This window comes from Nonomuraea sp. NPDC023979 (assembly GCF_040639085.1).
Taxonomy (GTDB): domain Bacteria; phylum Actinomycetota; class Actinomycetes; order Streptosporangiales; family Streptosporangiaceae; genus Nonomuraea; species Nonomuraea ceibae.
On sequence record NZ_JBEZZG010000023.1, the window covers coordinates 143,939 to 160,892 of the forward strand.

14 protein-coding genes are annotated in these 16,954 nt (G+C 71.6%); 6 read left to right on the plus strand and 8 right to left on the minus strand.

Annotation, left to right across the window (positions count from 1 at the left end; genetic code table 11):
* Nucleotides 1-6: 6 nt before the first annotated feature.
* On the minus strand, nt 7-429 hold the full coding sequence (locus AB0G11_RS32700) for a roadblock/LC7 domain-containing protein (protein WP_219518102.1): 423 nt from the start codon (nt 427-429) through the stop codon (nt 7-9).
* Complete coding sequence (locus AB0G11_RS32705; RefSeq protein ID WP_357590491.1) at nt 426-3,545, minus strand: nitrate- and nitrite sensing domain-containing protein; 3,120 nt, start codon at nt 3,543-3,545, stop codon at nt 426-428. Before AB0G11_RS32705 ends, AB0G11_RS32700 begins: the two co-directional genes overlap by 4 nt.
* Before the next feature lie 328 nt (nt 3,546-3,873).
* Between AB0G11_RS32705 and AB0G11_RS32710 the strand changes: the two genes are divergently transcribed.
* Genes AB0G11_RS32710 through AB0G11_RS32735 form a run of 6 tightly spaced genes read left to right on the plus strand, consistent with a single transcriptional unit; the run spans nt 3,874 to nt 11,170 of the window.
* Nucleotides 3,874-4,935, plus strand: coding sequence for a glycine betaine/L-proline ABC transporter ATP-binding protein (locus AB0G11_RS32710; protein ID WP_219518265.1), 1,062 nt, complete (start codon nt 3,874-3,876; stop codon nt 4,933-4,935).
* Nucleotides 4,932-6,845 (plus strand): ABC transporter permease subunit, encoded by a 1,914-nt coding sequence (locus AB0G11_RS32715; protein ID WP_357590493.1) that lies wholly within the window; start codon nt 4,932-4,934, stop codon nt 6,843-6,845. The genes AB0G11_RS32710 and AB0G11_RS32715 overlap by 4 nt, the downstream gene beginning before the upstream one ends.
* Nucleotides 6,842-7,810 (plus strand): ABC transporter substrate-binding protein, encoded by a 969-nt coding sequence (locus AB0G11_RS32720; RefSeq protein ID WP_219518269.1) that lies wholly within the window; start codon nt 6,842-6,844, stop codon nt 7,808-7,810. The genes AB0G11_RS32715 and AB0G11_RS32720 overlap by 4 nt, the downstream gene beginning before the upstream one ends.
* A gap of 2 nt (nt 7,811-7,812) precedes the next feature.
* A complete protein-coding gene (locus AB0G11_RS32725; RefSeq protein ID WP_357590495.1) occupies nt 7,813-8,754 on the plus strand; it encodes an ABC transporter substrate-binding protein in 942 nt (313 codons plus the stop codon).
* Nucleotides 8,730-10,379, plus strand: a complete 1,650-nt coding sequence (gene betA / locus AB0G11_RS32730) for a choline dehydrogenase (protein WP_357590497.1) — start codon at nt 8,730-8,732, stop codon at nt 10,377-10,379. Before AB0G11_RS32725 ends, betA begins: the two co-directional genes overlap by 25 nt.
* Before the next feature lie 26 nt (nt 10,380-10,405).
* Nucleotides 10,406-11,170 carry a TetR/AcrR family transcriptional regulator gene (locus tag AB0G11_RS32735; RefSeq protein WP_357590499.1) on the plus strand — a complete coding sequence of 255 codons (765 nt, stop codon included), beginning with the start codon at nt 10,406-10,408 and terminating at the stop codon, nt 11,168-11,170.
* A gap of 7 nt (nt 11,171-11,177) precedes the next feature.
* Here the strand turns inward: AB0G11_RS32735 and AB0G11_RS32740 are convergent, their stop codons facing one another.
* From AB0G11_RS32740 to AB0G11_RS32765, 6 genes are all read right to left on the minus strand, one after another.
* Nucleotides 11,178-11,915 (minus strand): hypothetical protein, encoded by a 738-nt coding sequence (locus tag AB0G11_RS32740; RefSeq protein ID WP_357590500.1) that lies wholly within the window; start codon nt 11,913-11,915, stop codon nt 11,178-11,180.
* Between the two features lie 104 nt (nt 11,916-12,019).
* Nucleotides 12,020-12,598: an ATP/GTP-binding protein gene (locus AB0G11_RS32745; protein WP_357590502.1), complete on the minus strand. Its 579-nt coding sequence runs from the start codon at nt 12,596-12,598 to the stop codon at nt 12,020-12,022.
* Nucleotides 12,579-12,941, minus strand: a complete 363-nt coding sequence (locus AB0G11_RS32750; protein ID WP_049575903.1) for a DUF742 domain-containing protein — start codon at nt 12,939-12,941, stop codon at nt 12,579-12,581. Before AB0G11_RS32750 ends, AB0G11_RS32745 begins: the two co-directional genes overlap by 20 nt.
* Before the next feature lie 21 nt (nt 12,942-12,962).
* The gene (locus AB0G11_RS32755; RefSeq protein ID WP_049575902.1) at nt 12,963-13,385 is read right to left on the minus strand and encodes a roadblock/LC7 domain-containing protein; all 423 of its coding nucleotides are present in this window, start codon (nt 13,383-13,385) and stop codon (nt 12,963-12,965) included.
* Nucleotides 13,386-13,410: 25 nt separating this feature from the next.
* The gene (locus tag AB0G11_RS32760) at nt 13,411-16,152 is read right to left on the minus strand and encodes a nitrate- and nitrite sensing domain-containing protein (protein ID WP_357590504.1); all 2,742 of its coding nucleotides are present in this window, start codon (nt 16,150-16,152) and stop codon (nt 13,411-13,413) included.
* 224 nt (nt 16,153-16,376) lie between these two features.
* Nucleotides 16,377-16,954 (minus strand): ACT domain-containing protein (locus AB0G11_RS32765; RefSeq protein WP_357590506.1); only part of this gene is annotated, 578 nt, incomplete at its 5' end.

Here is a 16,954-nt window from a genome sequence, read left to right on the forward strand (position 1 = left end):
CTCCCATCACCAGGGGCGCGCGGCCGACAACTCCGCGCGCACATCAGGCGTCAGCACCTGCCCGGCACGCTCGACCAGGATCGTCATCTGATAGGCCACCAGGCCCATGTCACAGTCCGGCGCCGCCAGCACCGCCAGGCACGAGCCATCGCTGATCGCCATCACCAGCAGCAGGCCGCGATCCATCTCCACCAGCGTCTGGACGACCTCCCCGCCCTCGAACACCCGCGCCGACCCCTGCGTCAGGCTCACCAGCCCCGCCGCGATCGCCGCCAACTGGTCCGCCCGGTCCTGCGGGAAACCGCGCGAGAACGCCATCGGCAGGCCGTCCGCCGACACCACCACCGCGTGCGCCACGCCCGGCACCTCGTCGACGAAACCGCTGACCAGCCAGTTCACGTCCCTGGCTCCCTGGCTCAGGTTCCTCATCCGTCCTCCTCAAGCTCGGCCCGGCCCTTGCGGACGCCCTGCTGGTAGCTGGAGAGCCTGGTACGCAACCGGTCCGGCGACACGGGAGGCGCGGGCGGCGGCAACGACGACGGCGGCGCCGACCCGGCCACCAGGTTCGCCCGCGGCGTCCTCCGCGGCAGCCCCGCCCGGGTCACCGCGCCCTCCCCCGCCCCCTGGGCGGCCGTATCCCCGCCCGCACCGAACGCCCCCGCAGAGCCGTTGGCACCCCCACCGCCCGGCACCCGGCGCGGCAACCTTCCCTCACCACCGGCGCCCCCACCCTCAGCCGCACCCGAGCCACCCCCGGGCGCCCACCGCGGCCCACCGGACCCCTCCCCCACCACATCCGGCGTTCCCACCGAAGCCGGCCCGCCCTCGGGGGACGTCGCGTTGCTCGGCCCGGTTGCGGCGGGCGCGTCCCCGGACGGCGCACCCTCCGCAGCCCGCACGAACAGTCCCGAGCCGACCGCAGACCCGCCACCCGGCCGCCCGGCCGGTGACCGCTGCGGGAGGCGAGGAGCGCCGGAGGCGCCCCCTCCCTCAACCGCAGCCGGCCCGCCTACGGGGGAGCGCCGCGGCAGCCGTGGCGCACCAGAACCCTCCCCCACCAGAGACGCCCCGCCCTCGGGGGATTGCGCGCCCTCGGAGGACGGCGCGGTGCCCGGGGCGGTTGGGGTGGGCGCGGCGCCGGATGGTGCCCCCTCCGGGGACCGCGCGGCGCCCGGACCGGTGGAGGCGGGGGCGGCGGCGGACAGCGGCTCCCCTGTGGTCCGCGCGGGCGCGTCCGGGGAGCTGGCCGCGGGCTCGCCGGTCGGCCGGGTGGCCGGGTGGCGCCTTGGGAGGTGGGGGGCGCCTTCCTGGTCGGAGGCGCCGGGGGTGCGGTGGTCGGGGGTCGGGGACGGCTTGGTGAACCAGCTGGACTCGAGCGAGGCGAAGATCGGCAGGAAGTCGCCCTGGCGGGGAGGGGCGGGCGGTTCGGTGGCGGGGGCGTGGTCGGTGGTGAACCAGGAGGGGGGTTCGGGGATGGCGTCGCGGGACGGGGAGGGGGGCTCGGGAGCGGGGGGCGGGGGAACGGGGTGCTCTGGGGTGGAGGGTGGCGAGGCTGGGGTGGTGTCGAGGGCCGGGGCCGGGGGGTGGGGGATGGGGGTGAGGAGGGCTTCGGGGAGGACGACCATGGCGGTGAGCCCGCCGGTGTCCTGGCGGCGGAGCTGGACCTTGATGTTGTGGCGCAGCGCCAGCCGTCCGACGACGAACAGCCCCATGCGGCGCGACACCGACACGTCGACGACCGGCGGGTTGGCCAGGCGCCAGTTGGCCTGGGCGAGCTCGTCGGGGGTCATGGCGATGCCGCTGTCGGAGACGGACACCATGAGGCCGCCGCCGTCGATGCGGTTGCTGGAGATGACGACCTTGGTGTCGCGCGCGGAGAACGACACGGCGTTCTCGATCAGTTCGGCGAGCAGGTGGACGACGTCGTTGACGGCCTGGCCGAGGACGGCGGACTGGGACTGGATCTGGACGCTGACCCGGTCGTAGTTCTCGACCTCGCCGAGCGAGGCGCGGACGATGTCCATGAGCTCGACGGGTTCGCTCCAGCGGCGGGCGGCTTCCTGGCCGGCGAGGACGAGGAGGTTCTCGCTGTTGCGGCGCATGCGGGTGGCGAGGTGGTCGAGTTTGAACAGGTCGCCGAGCCGGGTGTCGTCTCGTTCGCCGCGTTCGAGCCGTTCGATGAGCGTGAGCTGCCGTTCGACGAGGGTCTGGCTGCGGCGGGACAGGTTGACGAACATGGCGTTGACGTTGGCGCGCAGCCGGGCCTCGTCGCCGGCGAGCCGTACGGCCTCGCGGTGGACCTCGTCGAAGGCGCGGGCGACCTCGCCGACCTCGTCGCGGGTGAAGACGTGGATGGGCGGCACTTCGGCGTCGATGTCGCCGTCGCGTGATTCGCGCAGGTGCTGGACGAAGTCGGGCAGGCGGCGGCCGGCGATCTCCAGGGCTTCGGAGCGCAGGCGGCGCAGGGGGCGGACGAGGGAGCGGGCGACGCCGGTGGTGATCAGCAGGACGGCGAGGAGCAGCGCGATGACGGCTCCGGCGATCACGTACGCGCGCTGCCGCTCGTCGGCGCTGAGCGCGTGGGAGCGGGCCAGGATGCCGCCGGCCTGGCGCTGTTCGACGGTGCGCAGGGAGTCGACGACGGTGGTGGACGCCTTGAACCACAGTCCGGCGTCGTCGGCGGTGTTCTGGTCGAGGCCGCGCAGGGGCTGGCCGGCGGTGGCTCGGATGAGGACGAGTTCGCGCAGGAAGAGCATGGCGTCGGCGCTGCGGCCGTTGACGGTCTCGTCGAAGAAGCGCCGTTCGGCGGCGGTGGCCTCGTCGGCGAAGGCGGCCCGTTCGTTCTCCTCGCGGGACAGCTCGCCGAGCAGTCCTTTGAGCTGTTCCTGGCTGATGGCGCCGTCGGTGAGCGCGATGGTGAGCACGGCCTGCTGGAGGGAGAGGCTCTCCTTCGCGCCGGCGAGGGCGTGCAGCATGCGTGACTGGCGGATGAGCTCGTCGTCCTGGCTGCCCTTGATGAGCTCGTCGTGCACGGACAGCAGGTCGTCGATGACGACGGTGTAGAGGTCGACGGCGGGGGCGGCGAGCAGGTCGCCCTTGAGGGCCTGCTGGCGGAGCGTGAGCAGGTCGTCGAGCCGGTTGAGCATGTTCTCGATCTGGTCGGCGGTGCGGCCGGACACGGCGGGCAGGATGGCGGTGGCGCTGCCGCGTACCCGCTGGATGGCTTCGTCGGCGCGGTCGATCCGCTCGTGGACGTCGGCGAGCCGGGACTGGGGGCGGCCGCGGGCGATGTGCCAGGCCATGCGGGCGCGTTCGGCGGCGACCTCGTGGGTGAGGGCGCCGACCTGTCCGGAGAGCTGGGCGAGGCGGCTGGTGCGTTCGTAGTCGGCGGCGGCTCCGGTGGAGGTGAACACCTGGAAGCCGCCGAGGAGCACGGCGGCGGCGGTGGGCACGAGGATGAGCGCGACGAGGCGGGCGCGGACGCGCCAGTTGCGCAGTCGCCAGTTGCCTTCCTCTGGCGGCCGCCGCCCTAACTCTGTACTCACCGAACGCAACCTCTCGCCCGAATCGGCGCTATATGCGACTCGCGGGGAAATCCTGGTAATTGGAACACATGCCGACCAGCTCGGCCAAGAGAACATAACGCGACATAAGTCAACCAGTGTGACTCATGAGCATAGAAGCTGGAGCTCCACATATAGCGCACCTTCAGCGCGAAATACCACTCCAAATTGGCGAATGTCCGTTGATGGGCGTTTGTCGCGTTCCACGTTCATAACAGGGCACATCCGTCACCGCCTCCCCCGAGTCACAGCATTGAGATTGTCGTGAATCCCGACATATGTTTGCCCCCTCAAACCGAGGAGGCGAGAGGTGCGGGTTTCTCCCGACAGCGCGGCCATCGGCGTCGAGGGACTGTGGAAGATCTTCGGCCCCAAGGCGGCGAAGGTGCTGGCGTGCGATGACAGGTTTCTGGACCCCGCCGCACTCAGGGAGAAAACCGGCTGCACGGCCGCCGTGCGGGACGTGAGCTTCGACGTACGGCCCGGCGAGGTGTTCGTCGTCATGGGCCTGTCGGGCAGCGGCAAGTCCACGCTCGTCCGCTGCCTGACCCGGCTCGTCGAGCCGACCGCGGGCCGGGTCACGATCGGCGGCGAGGACGTGGGCGCGGCCGGCCCGGCCCGGCTGCGCGAGCTGCGCCGCCACCACGTCAGCATGGTCTTCCAGCACTTCGGCCTGCTGCCGCACCGCCGGGTGATCGACAACGTGGCGTACGGGCTGGAGGTCCAGGGCGTGGCCCGGGCCGAGCGGCACGCGCGGGCGGCGGAGATCCTGTCGCTCGTCGGCCTCGACGGGCACGCCGGCGCCTACCCCGACCAGCTCTCCGGCGGCATGCAGCAGCGGGTCGGGCTGGCCAGGGCGCTGGCCGTCGATCCGCAGGTGATGCTGTTCGACGAGCCGTTCAGCGCGCTGGACCCGCTGATCCGCCGCGACATGCAGGCCGAGGTGATGCGCCTGCACCGCGAGGTGGGCAAGACCATGGTGTTCATCACCCACGACCTGGCCGAGGCGCTCAAGCTGGGCGAGCGCATCGCGATCATGCGGGCCGGCTCGATCGTGCAGCTCGGCACGCCGGAGGAGCTGGTGGGCGCGCCCGCCGACGACTACGTGGCCGACTTCGTCAGCGACGTGCCGCGCGGCCACGTCCTGTCGCTGCGCTGGATCGCCCGCCCGCCCGAGCCGGGAGAGCCGCTCGACGGCCCGGCGCTCCCGGCCACCACCGTGATCAAGGACGCCGTCGCCGCCGCCTCGGAGTCGTCCCGCCCGATCCGGGTGGTCGACGGCGACGAGCTGGTCGGCCTGGTGGACCGGGTCGACCTGCTCACCTTCCTGTCCGGTCAGGAGACGGGCGGCGCCGGAGTGACGGCGGCATGAGCAGCACGGCGGTCAGCACGCCCCGGGGCCTGCGGGTGCCCCGGTGGGTGGCGCCCGCCGGGATCGCCGCCGGGTTCGCGGCGGCGTACCTGGTCTTCCGCGGCACCGGCACGCTGCCGCACGACAGCGAGGCCCCGCAGTTCGCGGCCGTCACCGAGCTGCGCGAGTGGATCGACGACCACCGCAACGACAACCCGGTGTTCCTGTACTTCCTCAACTACGTCCGGCTGTTCGTGGGCGGGGTCTACGGCGCGTTCCACGCGGCGCTGACCGCGCTGGGGTGGCCGGGGCTGATCGGGGTGACGGGGGCGCTGGCGTGGCTGGCGGGCGGCCGGCGGATCGCGGCAGCGGCGGTGGCGGGGTTCTGCTCGTTCGGCGTGCTGGGGCTGTGGGAGTCGAGCGTCGAGACGCTGGCCCTGGTCGCGGCGGCGGTGCTGCTGTCGCTGGCGATCGGGGTGCCGCTCGGCGTGTGGGCGGGGCTGTCGCGGCGCGTGCACCGGACGGTCACGCCGGTGCTGGACGTCATGCAGATCATGCCCACGTTCGCCTATCTGGCGCCGCTGGCGCTGTTCTTCCACATCGGGGCGCCCGCGGGCACGATCGCGACGATGATCTACGCGATCCCGCCCGCGATCCGCATCACCGCGCTGGCGATCCAGCAGGTCTCCCCCACGGCCGTGGAGGCGTCGGCCTCGCTCGGCGCGACCCGGGCGCAGACGCTGGTCAAGGTGCACCTGCCGCTGGCCCGCTCGACGATGGCGCTGGCGGTGAACCAGACGATCATGATGGCGCTGTCGATGGTGGTCATCGCCAATTTGATCAACGCGCCGGGCCTGGGCTCGGACATCATCCTCGGGCTGTCGCGCGCCCAGGTCGGCATCATGCTCCCGGCGGGCGTGGCGATCGTGGTCATGGCGATGCTGCTGGACCGGATGACGGTCGCGGTGGCCCGGCGCGGCCCGCACAGCCGGATCGGCCGCGCCCGCCTGGCCGGCGCGGGCGCGCTGGCGGTGGCGGGGGTGGCGCTCGGGTTCGCGCTGCCGCGCGAGTGGCCGCGGGCGCTGACGGTCGACCTGGCCGCCGAGATCAACGACGCCGTCCTGTGGGCCGAGACGAGCTGGTACGGCGTCACCACGTTCGCCAAGGACACCACCTCCTACCTGCTGCTGAACCCGCTGGAGGGCCTGTTCACGTCGGCGCCGTGGTGGCTGGTCGCCGCCGCGGTGCTGCTCGTCGCCTGGCGGGTGAGCGGGGTGCGTCCCGCGCTCACGGCGCTCGGCTGCCTGCTCGCGATCGCGCTGCTGGGCACCTGGGAGCACGCCATGCGGACGATGACCACGGTCGCCGTCGCGGTGAGCGTGACGCTGGTCGTCGGCCTGGCGCTGGGCGTGGCGGCGGCGCGTTCGGCGCGCTGGTCGGCGGTGCAGCGGCCGGTGCTGGACGCGGCCCAGACGATGCCCGCGTTCGTCTACCTGCTGCCCGCGCTCGCGCTGTTCGGCACCACCCGGTTCACCGCGATCTTCGCCTCGATCGTCTACGCCGTCCCGCCGGTCGTCCGGCTGGTCGAGGAGGGCATCAGGAACGTGCCGGGCCCGGTCGTCGAGGCGGCCGTCTCCGCCGGTTCGACGCCCGGCCAGCTCCTGTGGAAGGTCCAGCTCCCGATGGCCAGGCGCGCCATCCTGCTGGCCGCCAACCAGGGCATCGTCATGACCCTGGCCATGGTGGTGGTCGGCGGGCTGGTGGGCGCCGGGGCGCTCGGCTACGACGTGGTGCTGGGCTTCTCCCAGCGCACGGACTTCGGCATGGGATTCATCGCGGGCGTGGCGACCGTGCTGCTCGGCGTCATGCTCGACCGCATCACGCAGGGCGCCGACAGGCGCACCTCCCCCCACCAAAGGACAGTCACATGAGGATTCGCCTGCTCGCAGGCCTGCTAGCGCTGGGGCTCGCCACGGCCTGCGGCGGTGCCACCGTGGAGACCGCGCCCAGTGCGACCGCCGCGGAGGGCTCCGCGAGCGCGCCGGCGCCCGCCGGGACCGTGAAGATCGCGATCAACCCGTGGGTGGGTTACGAGGCCAGCGCCAACGTAGTCGCCTACCTGCTGCGCAACGAGCTCGGCTACACGGTGGAGCTGCCGGAGATCAAGGAGCAGCTCGCCTGGGAGGGCTTCGAGACCGGCGACGTGGACGTCATCATCGAGAACTGGGGCCACCCCGACCTGAAGAAGCAGTTCATCGAGGAGAAGAGGACGGCGGTCGAGGCCGGGTCCACCGGCAACAAGGGCGTCATCGGCTGGTACATCCCCAAGTGGATGGCCGACGAGTATCCGGACATCACCGACTGGCGCAACCTGAACAAGTACGCCGGCCTGTTCAAGACGTCGGAGTCGGGCGGCAAGGGCCAGCTCCTGTTCGGCGACCCGTCGTACGTCTCGAACGAGGCGGCGCTGATCAAGAACCTCAAGCTCGACTTCAAGATCGTCACAGGGGGCAGCGAGGCGGCGCTGATCAAGGGCGCCCAGCAGGCGCAGGCGCAGAAGAAGCCGCTGCTGTTCTACTTCTGGGACCCGCACTGGCTGTTCAGCAAGACGGAGCTGGTCCGGGTCAAGCTGCCGGAGTGGACCGAGGGCTGTGACGCCGACCCGAAGAAGGTGGCCTGCGACTACCCGGAGATGGACCTCGACAAGATCGTGAGCACGAAGTTCGCGCAGACCGGCGGCAAGGCGTACGAGCTGGTCAAGAACTTCAGCTGGACCAACGAGGACCAGAACGCCGTGGCCGACGACATGACGAACGGCGGCATGACCGGCGAGGAGGCCGCCAAGAAGTGGGTGGAGGCCAACCCGGCCAAGTGGCAGGCCTGGATCCCCCGGTAGCCATGCGGATCACGACGATGCTCGCGGGCCCGCTGGCGCTGGTCCTGCTGCTGGCGGCCTGCACCGGCTCCCGGCCCGCCGTCCCGGTGGCCACCGGGGACCGCACGGTCAGGATCGACGTCCACGCGTGGGACGGGTACGAGGCCCAGGCCGCCGTGCTGGCATACCTGCTCCAGCACGAGCTGGGGTACCGGGTGGAGCGGCGGCCGATGAAGGAGGAGGACTCCTGGGCGGGGTTCGAGTCCGGCGAGGTCGACGTGATCGTGGAGAACTGGGGTCACAACCAGCTGAAGGAGGAGTACGTCGAGCGCAGGAAGGTGGCGCTCTCCGCCGGTCTCACGGGGAACAAAGGGGTGATCGGCTGGTATGTCCCGGAGTGGATGGTCAAGAAATATCCAGACATCACCGACTGGCGGAACCTGAACAAGTACGCGAATCTATTCAAAACTTCAAGATCCGGAAATGCCGGGCAAGTCCTGGACGGCGATCCGACGTTCGTCACTCACGACGAGGCGATCGTCAAGAACCTCGACCTGAATTACCGCGTCGTCTACTCCGGCAGCGAAGCCGCGCTCATCAAGGCGGCCCAGGCGGCGACGAAGAATCGGACGCCCTTGTTGATGTATTTCTACGAACCGCAATGGCTCTTCAGCAAGGTGAAACTGGTCAAGGTCAATCTTCCGCCGCACGCCATCGGCTGCGACACCGTGCCGGCCGAGGTCGCCTGCGACTATCCCCCGTACCTGCTCGACAAGATCGTCAGCAAGCGGTTCGCCGAGCGCGGTGGCCGGGCCTACGAGCTGGTGCGCAACTTCACCTGGACCAACGCCGACCAGAACGCCGTGGCCGCCGACATGGTCAACCGGAAGATCACCGCCGACGAGGCCGCCAGGCGGTGGGTCGAGGAGAACGCGATCGTGTGGAAGGACTGGATGCCCCGGTGAGCGCCGGCTACGACTACGTCATCGTCGGCGGCGGGTCGGCGGGCTGCGCGCTGGCCAACCGGCTCAGCGCCGACCCGTCGGTGTCCGTGCTCGTGCTGGAGGCCGGGCGGCCCGACTACCTGTGGGACGTGTTCATCCACATGCCGGCGGCGCTCATGTTCCCCATCGGCAACCGGTTCTACGACTGGCGCTACGAGTCGGAGCCCGAGCCGTTCATGGACGGCCGCCGCGTCTACCACGCCAGGGGCAAGGTGCTGGGCGGCTCCAGCAGCATCAACGGCATGATCTTCCAGCGGGGCAACCCGCTCGACTACGAACGCTGGGCCGCCGATCCCGGCATGGCGAGCTGGGACTACGCGCACTGCCTGCCGTACTTCAAGCGCATGGAGAACTGCCTGGCCGACCCGGAGTCGCGGTTCCGGGGCGGCGACGGGCCGCTCAAGCTGGAGCGCGGGGCGGCGCGCGGGCCGCTGTTCGAGGCGTTCTTCGAGGCCGTGCAGCAGGCCGGGCACCGGCTCACCGACGACGTGAACGGGTTCCGCCAGGAGGGGTTCGCCGCATTCGACCGCACCCTGCACCGCGGGCGCAGGCTGAGCGCGGCGCGCGCGTACCTGCATCCGGTGCGGCGGCGGCGCAACCTCACGGTGCGGACGCGCGCGTTCGTCGAGCGGATCACGTTCGACGGCACGCGCGCCACCGGCGTGGTGTGCGACGGGGAGCGCATCACGGCGGGCGAGGTGATCCTGTGCGGCGGCGCGATCAACACGCCGCAGCTCCTCCAGGTCTCCGGCGTCGGCCCGGCCGCCGTGCTGGCGTCCGCCGGGGTGAAGGCGCGCCACGACCTGCCGGGCGTCGGCGCCAACCTTCAGGACCACCTGGAGGTGTACGTCCAGCACGCCTGCACGCGGCCGGTGTCGCAGCAGCCGTCGCTGTCGCTGTGGCGCAGGCCGCTCATCGGCGCGCAGTGGCTGTTCCTGCGCGACGGGCCGGGCGCCACCAACCACTTCGAGGCGGGCGGCTTCATCCGCTCCAACGACGACGTGGCGTACCCGAACCTGATGTTCCACTTCCTGCCGATCGCCGTGCGCTACGACGGCTCGGCCCCCGCCGGCGGCCACGGCTACCAGGTGCACATCGGGCCCATGTACTCCGACGCGCGCGGCTCGGTGCGCATCACCTCCGCCGACCCGCGGGTCAAGCCGGCGCTGCGCTTCAACTACCTGTCCACCGAGCAGGACCGGCGCGAGTGGGTGGAGGCCGTCCGGCACGCCCGCGCGATCCTCTCCCAGCCCGCCTGGGCCGGGCTCGACGGCGGCGAGCTCAGCCCGGGCCCGTCGGTGCGCACCGACGAGGAGATCCTCGCCTGGGTGGCCAGGGACGGCGAGACGGCGCTGCACCCGTCGTGCACCTGCCGCATGGGCGTGGACCCAATGGCGGTCGTCGACCCCGCCACGATGCGCGTGCACGGCCTCGACGGGCTGCGCGTGGTCGACGCCTCGGTCATGCCGTACGTGACCAACGGCAACATCTACGCGCCGGTCATGATGATCGCCGAGAAGGCCGCCGACCTCGTCCTCGGCAACACGCCGCTCCCCCCTGAACCTGTGCCCTTCTACCGCGCATGATTGACCGTACGGTGTACCGTACGAGGGTGACTGTGGAGTACAGCGGCAAGGGCGACCCCGCCCGCAGCCTCGCGCTGCTCTGGCGCACCAGCGAGCGCGTCAGCCGCAAGGGCAAGCCCGACCTGAGCGTCGACCGGATCGCCCGCGCCGCGATCGACGTCGCCGACGCCGAAGGGCTGCAGGCGCTGTCCATGCGCCGGGTGGCCGAGCGGCTGGGCGTGGGCACGATGTCGCTCTACACGTACGTGCCGGGCAAGCCGGAACTGCTGGACGTCATGCTCGACACCGTCTACGGCGAGGTTCCGCTGGAGGACGCCGAGGGCGGCTGGCGCGACCGGCTGGAGCGCATCGCGCGCGACAACTGGGACCTCTACCTGCGCCACCCGTGGCTGCTCCAGGTGGCGGCGAGCCGGCCGGTGCTGGGCCCCAACGCCACCGCCAAGTACGACCACGAGCTGCGCGCCGTCGACGGCATCGGCCTGACGGACGTGGAGATGGACTCGGTGATCACGCTGGTGTCCGGGTTCGTGCACGGCACGGCGCGGGGCGCGGTGGAGGCGGCGCAGGCCGAGAGCCACACCGGGGTGACCGACGAGCAGTGGTGGGCGGCGCACGCGCCGTTCTTCAACCGGATCGCCGACGCCAGCCGGTTCCCCACGGCCACCCGGGTGGGCCAGGCCGCGGCCGAGGCCATGGGGGCCGCCTACAGCGCCGGGCACGCCTTCGAGTTCGGCCTGCAGCGGCTGCTCGACGGGGTGGAGGCGCTGGTCGAGCGGCGTACCCGGGGCTGAGGAGAGGTCAGCTCGCTGTGCGGCGCTCGCCGGCGGGCAGCACGGCGGTGCGGTGCCGCTCCGACGGCGGCCTGGTCCAGGTCACGCCGGGCCCGTCCTCGGCGATGAGCCCGAACACCACGTCGCGCAGCACGGCGACGGCGGGCATCCCGGGCCGTTCCGCGCGCGCCACGCGATGGCGCTCGCGCAGCCTGCCCAGGTCCAGCAGCAGCGTGGTGGCGTAGTCGCCGGGCACGACGACCTCCAGGCAGCCGCCGGCCTCGTCGAGATACCAGGAGCCGCCGGGCGCGCCGTCCGGCCGGACGAGCTCGCGCACGGCGGCGCCGAACGCCGCCCGGTCCATCCCGCCGGCGTCATCGGAGGCGTCGTCGCCCGGCAGGCCCTCGGTCAGGTGGAGCACGCCGGGCTGCTCGGCGGCGACGCACTTCTCGACCAGCTCGCGCACCACGCCCTCGGGGTCGTGCAGTCCCTCCTGGCCGCGCGCGGCGAAGCGGTCGGCCAGCAGGGACAGCGAGATCGCGCACGGCGGTCCGAAGAGCCGGAGCACGCCGCGCTCCTCGCTCACGGCCGCCTGGTCGTGGCAGGCCCGCAGGCCCTCCATGAACGCCACCCGGGCGTTCTCCTCCAGCCGGGACTCCCACTCCCAGGCCGGGTCCGGCGCCTCGTCAGCGCCGGTGGCCCCGCGCCGGAACGACCAGACGATCACCCCGGCGACGGCCAGGGCCACGACGACCGCGATCCACACGATTCACACTCCTGTGCACGCCTTTTCCGTGCCTCTTTCAGGGATCCGAAGAAGACCTAGCAGCGTAGTGTGATCATGCCCGATAAATCCGACAATTCCAGCCATCACCGCACGGGGGCGGCCCGCAGCCGCACCACGTGCTCGACCAGCGAGATCAGCGTCGCCTTGACCGACTCCCGGTTGCGCGCGTCCGTGCGCACGATCGGGACGTGCGACGACAGCGCCAGCGCCTCGCGCACCTCGTCGTCGGTGTGGAGGAACTGCCCGTCCCACCCGTTGATCCCGATGACGAACGGCAGCTTCGCCTCTTCGAAGTAGTCGATGGCCGGGAAGCTGTCGGCCAGCCGCCGCGTGTCGAGCAGCACGACCGCGCCGATCGCGCCCTTCACCAGGTCGTCCCACATGAACCAGAACCGGTGCTGTCCGGGCGTGCCGAACAGGTAGAGGATCAGGTCACGGTCGAGCGAGAGCCGCCCGAAGTCCATGGCGACGGTCGTCGTCCGCTTGGTCGGCGTCAGGCCGAGGTCGTCGATGCCCGCGGACGCGTCCGTCATCACCGCCTCCGTGGTGAGCGGCAGGATCTCGGACACCGCCCCCACGAACGTCGTCTTGCCGACGCCGAACCCGCCCGCGACGACGATTTTCGTCGACGTCAGCCCGGGGCTAGAGCCTGCGAAGTCCACTGAGCACCCTTTCGAGCATATTGAGGTCTGGCTGTCCCTGGCTGAGGCGTGGCGCGTGCAGCCGGACGAGCCCTTCGTCCGACATGTCTGCGACGAGCACGCGAGCCACGCCCAGCGGGACGCGGAGCAGGGCCGAGATCTCTGCGACCGACCGGAACGACCTGCAGAGCTGCATGATCGCCTCCTGCTCCGGGGTGAGCAGGGCCATCTCGTCGTCCGGGATGGACATGGACGAGATCAGCGTCTCCATCGCGAGGTGGTAACGCGGCTCCGAACGGCCGCCGGTCACCGCGTAGGGACGGAACAGGGGCTCGTCGTCCCCTGCGCCGTCACTGCCGTACACGACCCACTCCCGTCATCTGCATCACCGCGTCCTGGCCGCCTGCAGCTCCGCCCGCAGGGCGGGGGTCAGTGCCTGGCCCGCCCGGTCGACGAGCAGCGTCATCTGGTACGCCACCAGCCCCATGTCACAGTCGGGCCCGGCCAGCACGGTCAGCACCGAGCCGTCGCTGATCGCCATGACGATCAGCAGTCCACGCTGCATCTCGACGACGGTCTGCGAGACCGATCCGCCTTCGAACACCCGGGAAGCGCCCACGGTGAGGCTCAGCAGGCCCGCGGAGACCGCGGCCAGCTGGTCGGCCCGGTCCGGAGGGAAGCCCTCCGAGGCGGCCAGGCAGAGCCCGTCCGCCGAGACGACGACCGCGTGCGCGACTCCGGGCGTGTTACGCACGAAGTCGGTGATCAGCCAGTCGAACCGGTGCGCCTCATGGCTGAGGGTCGTCACTCGCCCTCCCTAGCAGGACGCTCACTCACTCTCGTTCCTCCTGTTCACGTACTTCCGCCCGACCCCGGCGCACTCCCTGCTGGTAGCTGGCCATCCTGCTGCGTATCCGGTCCGGTGACAACGGCTGGGCCGGGGCCTGCCGCTGTTGCGGCTGGGCCGCCGGTGCGGCGGCCGTGCCCGGGACCAGGTTGGCCTTGGGGGTGCGCTTGGGAAGCCCGGCGGCGGTGGTGCCGCCGAGGCTGGGGTCGCTCGCGGCGGCCGCCGCCTGCCAACCGGCATCGGCAGCGGTTCGCCACGCTTCCTCCCCAGAGGGTACGGGTTGCGCGGGCGATTGCTCATCCCGGTTCGATTCCGGTGCTGTATCGCCTGTCGGTCTGCGGAACCAGGCGGACTCCACCGAGGCGAAGATCGGCAGGAACTCCTCCTGCCCGGGCTCCATCGGCGAGACGTCCACGGAGGGCGGCGGCTCGGGCCTGCGCACGTCGTTCGTGCTGTAGGCGGGCGCGGACGGGAATCCCCCGTCCGAGCTGGGATACGACGGGAACGTCCCGATCCGCTCGGGGCCGGGCTGCGACGGGTACGACGGGTACGACGGCGGCGCGGGAGCCGCAGGTGGCGGCGTCGGCGCCGGGCTCGGGTAGGACGGGAACGCCCCGGAGTCGAACGGCCGCTGCCCGAAGGCGCCGCCGTCGGTGTCGGCGGTGAAGGGCCCGACAGGCTGGCCGCCCCGGCCCGCGGCGGTGTCGAAGGAGTCGAAGCTGGCGAACGAGCCGTGGCCGTTGCGCGCGGGCGGCACCGGCCGCTGCTGGAGCGGCGGCTGCGCGGGAGCGCCCTGGTTGTAGGCCGAGCGCTGCGGCAGCGGCGGCTGGCCGCCGTCCTGCACCAGCGCGGGCGGCAGCAGCACCATGGCGATGAGCCCCTCGCCCTCGCCCTTGCGGAGCTGGACCCGGATGCCGTGGCGCAGGGCCAGCCGGCCGACCACGAACAGGCCCATCCGGCGCGACACCGACACGTCCACGACGGGCGGCTCGGCCAGCCGGCGGTTGGCCTCGGCCAGCTCCTCGTCGGTCATGCTGATGCCGGTGTCGCTCACCGACAGCAGCGCGCCGCCGCCTTCGATGAGGCTGCTGGAGACGATGACCTGGGAGTTGCTCGGCGAGAACTGGATGGCGTTCTCGACCAGCTCGGCCACCAGGTGGACGAGGTCGTTGGCGGCGCTGCCGAGCACCGAGGTGGCCCGGTGCACCTTGACCTGGACGCGCTCGTACCCCTCGACCTCCGACAGCGCGGCGCGGACCACGTCGACGAGCTTGGCGGGCTGGCTGCGGCGGCGGGTGGGCTCGTGCCCGGCCAGGACCAGCAGGTTCTCGGAGTTGCGGCGCATGCGGGTGGCCAGGTGGTCCAGCTTGAACAGGTCCGCCAGCCGGCCGCCGTCCTGCTCGCCCTTCTCCAGGCCGTCGATGAGCGAGATCTGCCGCTCGACCAGCGTCTGGGTGCGCCGGGAGAGGTTGACGAACATGGCGCTGATGTTGCCGCGCAGCTCCGCCTCCTCGCCGGCGAGGCGCACGGCCTGGCGGTGGACCTGGTCGAAGGCCTTGGCGACCTCGCCGATCTCGTCGTCGCCCTCGACCTCGATCGGGCGCACGTCGGGCGGCGCGCTGTCGCCGGACACGCGCAGCGCGCGCACCACGTCGGGCAGCCGGAAGCCGGCGATCTCCAGGGCCTCGGTGCGCAGGCGGCGCAGCGGCGAGACCATCGAGCGGGCGATGGCGACGGTCAGCAGCAGCACGAGCAGCAGCAGGCCGAGGATGAGCGCGCCGGCGATGATCGCGTTGCGGATCTCGGCGTCACGCAGCTCCTGGCCGCGCAGCGCGACGCGCTCGCTGAGCTTGTCCTCGATGGACGACAGCGCGTTGATGATCGTGGTGTTGTCGTCGAACCACTGGTCGGGCGCGGACTTGTCCGGCACGGTGGCGGCGAGCAGGTTCTGGCGCAGCCGGACGCCGGGCTGCTTGCCGCTGGCCAGCGTGATCGCCCGCGACTTGGTCAGCTCGGTGTTGACGTACTCGGGGATGGTCAGCGCCTTCTGCAGCTCCATGCCGATGGAGGCGCCGGCCTCCTGGGTGACGTTGTCGATCTCGCTGTGCTGCACGGAGTTGGAGGCGATGAACCGCTCCACCTCCTGGGCGTCGACGCTGGCGGAGTTGTAGTAGCCGCGCAGGAGCTGGTCGCGCTGGCGGGAGACCTGCTCCTTGGCCCGGGTCAGCGCGCTCAGCGCGCGGAAGTGGCCGATGATCTGCGGGTCCTCGCTCAGCAGGCTCAGCTCGTCGTGCAGCCGGAGCAGCGTGTCGAGCATCGTGTCGTAGCGGGTGGTGTCGCGCTGGGCTTCTTCCCTGATGCGCGGCAGCGCGTTGAGGTCGATGTGTGCCCGCTTGACGACGGCCTGGACGCGGTCGCCGTAGGACTCGTCCATCGCGCCGAGGTCGGCCCGCACGGCCTTGACCAGCCGGTCGACATCGGCCTTGCGGTCGTTGTAGGGCTTGCTCAGCTTCTTGCGCAGGCTCCTGGCGGCGTTGCTCCAGCCGCCGGTGTCACGCTCCAGCCCGACGGCCTCGACGAGGTCGCGGATGCGGGATGCCTGCTCCGCCGCGACAGTTGTGCGATCATAGTCACCGATGCTCTGAACCGAGCCCACCACGCGCGCTCCCCCGAGCACGACGCCTGCGATGGTGGGGACCAGGACGAGTGCGGTGAGCCGCCACCTCACGCGCCAATTGCGCAGCCCCAGCCGGGGCATCGGCCGCTTCAGGCGACCCTTCCCGGCGGCGGCGCCGCTGTCTGCACTCCCCGTTGTCACTGCTCCCGCTACCCCTCAATCATCCCGTTCCCGGCACGGGCCGTAGGCCGTCCACAAGGTATCCGCAGCATCTGACGTATCAGGCAAAACGGACACAATCGTTACAAATGTGACCGTGTGTCGTGTGCTGTTGGTTACCGCAGTGCCGCAAGCACCGCGTCGCGGACCTGGTTGCGCTGCGCCTCGTCGCTGAGGGGGCGTCCGGCGCGGTCAACCACGTAGAAGACGTCCACCGCCTCCGCGCCGAGAGTCTCTACGCGAGCGGCCCTTACGTCAAGACCGCAGGCCCCGAATGCCCGTCCGATGCGCCACAGGAGTCCCGGCTTGTCATGGGCCCTGACTTCCACCACGGTGGCCGTCGCGGAGGCGTCGTCCACCAACGTCACACGGGGTGGAGCGACCGGCACCCGGGCGGGCCGCATCGACCTGGTCCGGCGGGCCAGCCGCTGCTCGATGTCAAGGCGCCCAGCAAGGACCAGACGCAGATCCGCCTCCAGCGTGGCGGGGTCGGGCGGGGTGCCGTACTCGGGGATGACGGAGAACTCGATCACGGCCGTGGAGCCCGCCGACGCGGCCGAGGCCGACCGCACGACGAGGCGGTGCGCGGCGAGCACCCCGGCGGCGCTCCACAGCAGCCCGGCCCGGTCGGGCGCGACCACCGTGACCGCCCCGCCGCTGACGCGCACCGCGCCGCCGCCGTGCCGGGCCAGCG

Excerpts from the sequence above, each read along its gene's own strand:
- AB0G11_RS32700 (WP_219518102.1), bottom strand. The coding sequence starts at position 429 with ATGAGGAACCTGAGCCAGGGAGCCAGGGACGTGAACTGGCTGGTCAGC.
- AB0G11_RS32715 (WP_357590493.1), top strand. The coding sequence starts at position 4,932 with ATGAGCAGCACGGCGGTCAGCACGCCCCGGGGCCTGCGGGTGCCCCGG.
- AB0G11_RS32725 (WP_357590495.1), top strand. The coding sequence starts at position 7,813 with ATGCGGATCACGACGATGCTCGCGGGCCCGCTGGCGCTGGTCCTGCTG.
- AB0G11_RS32720 (WP_219518269.1), top strand. The coding sequence starts at position 6,842 with ATGAGGATTCGCCTGCTCGCAGGCCTGCTAGCGCTGGGGCTCGCCACG.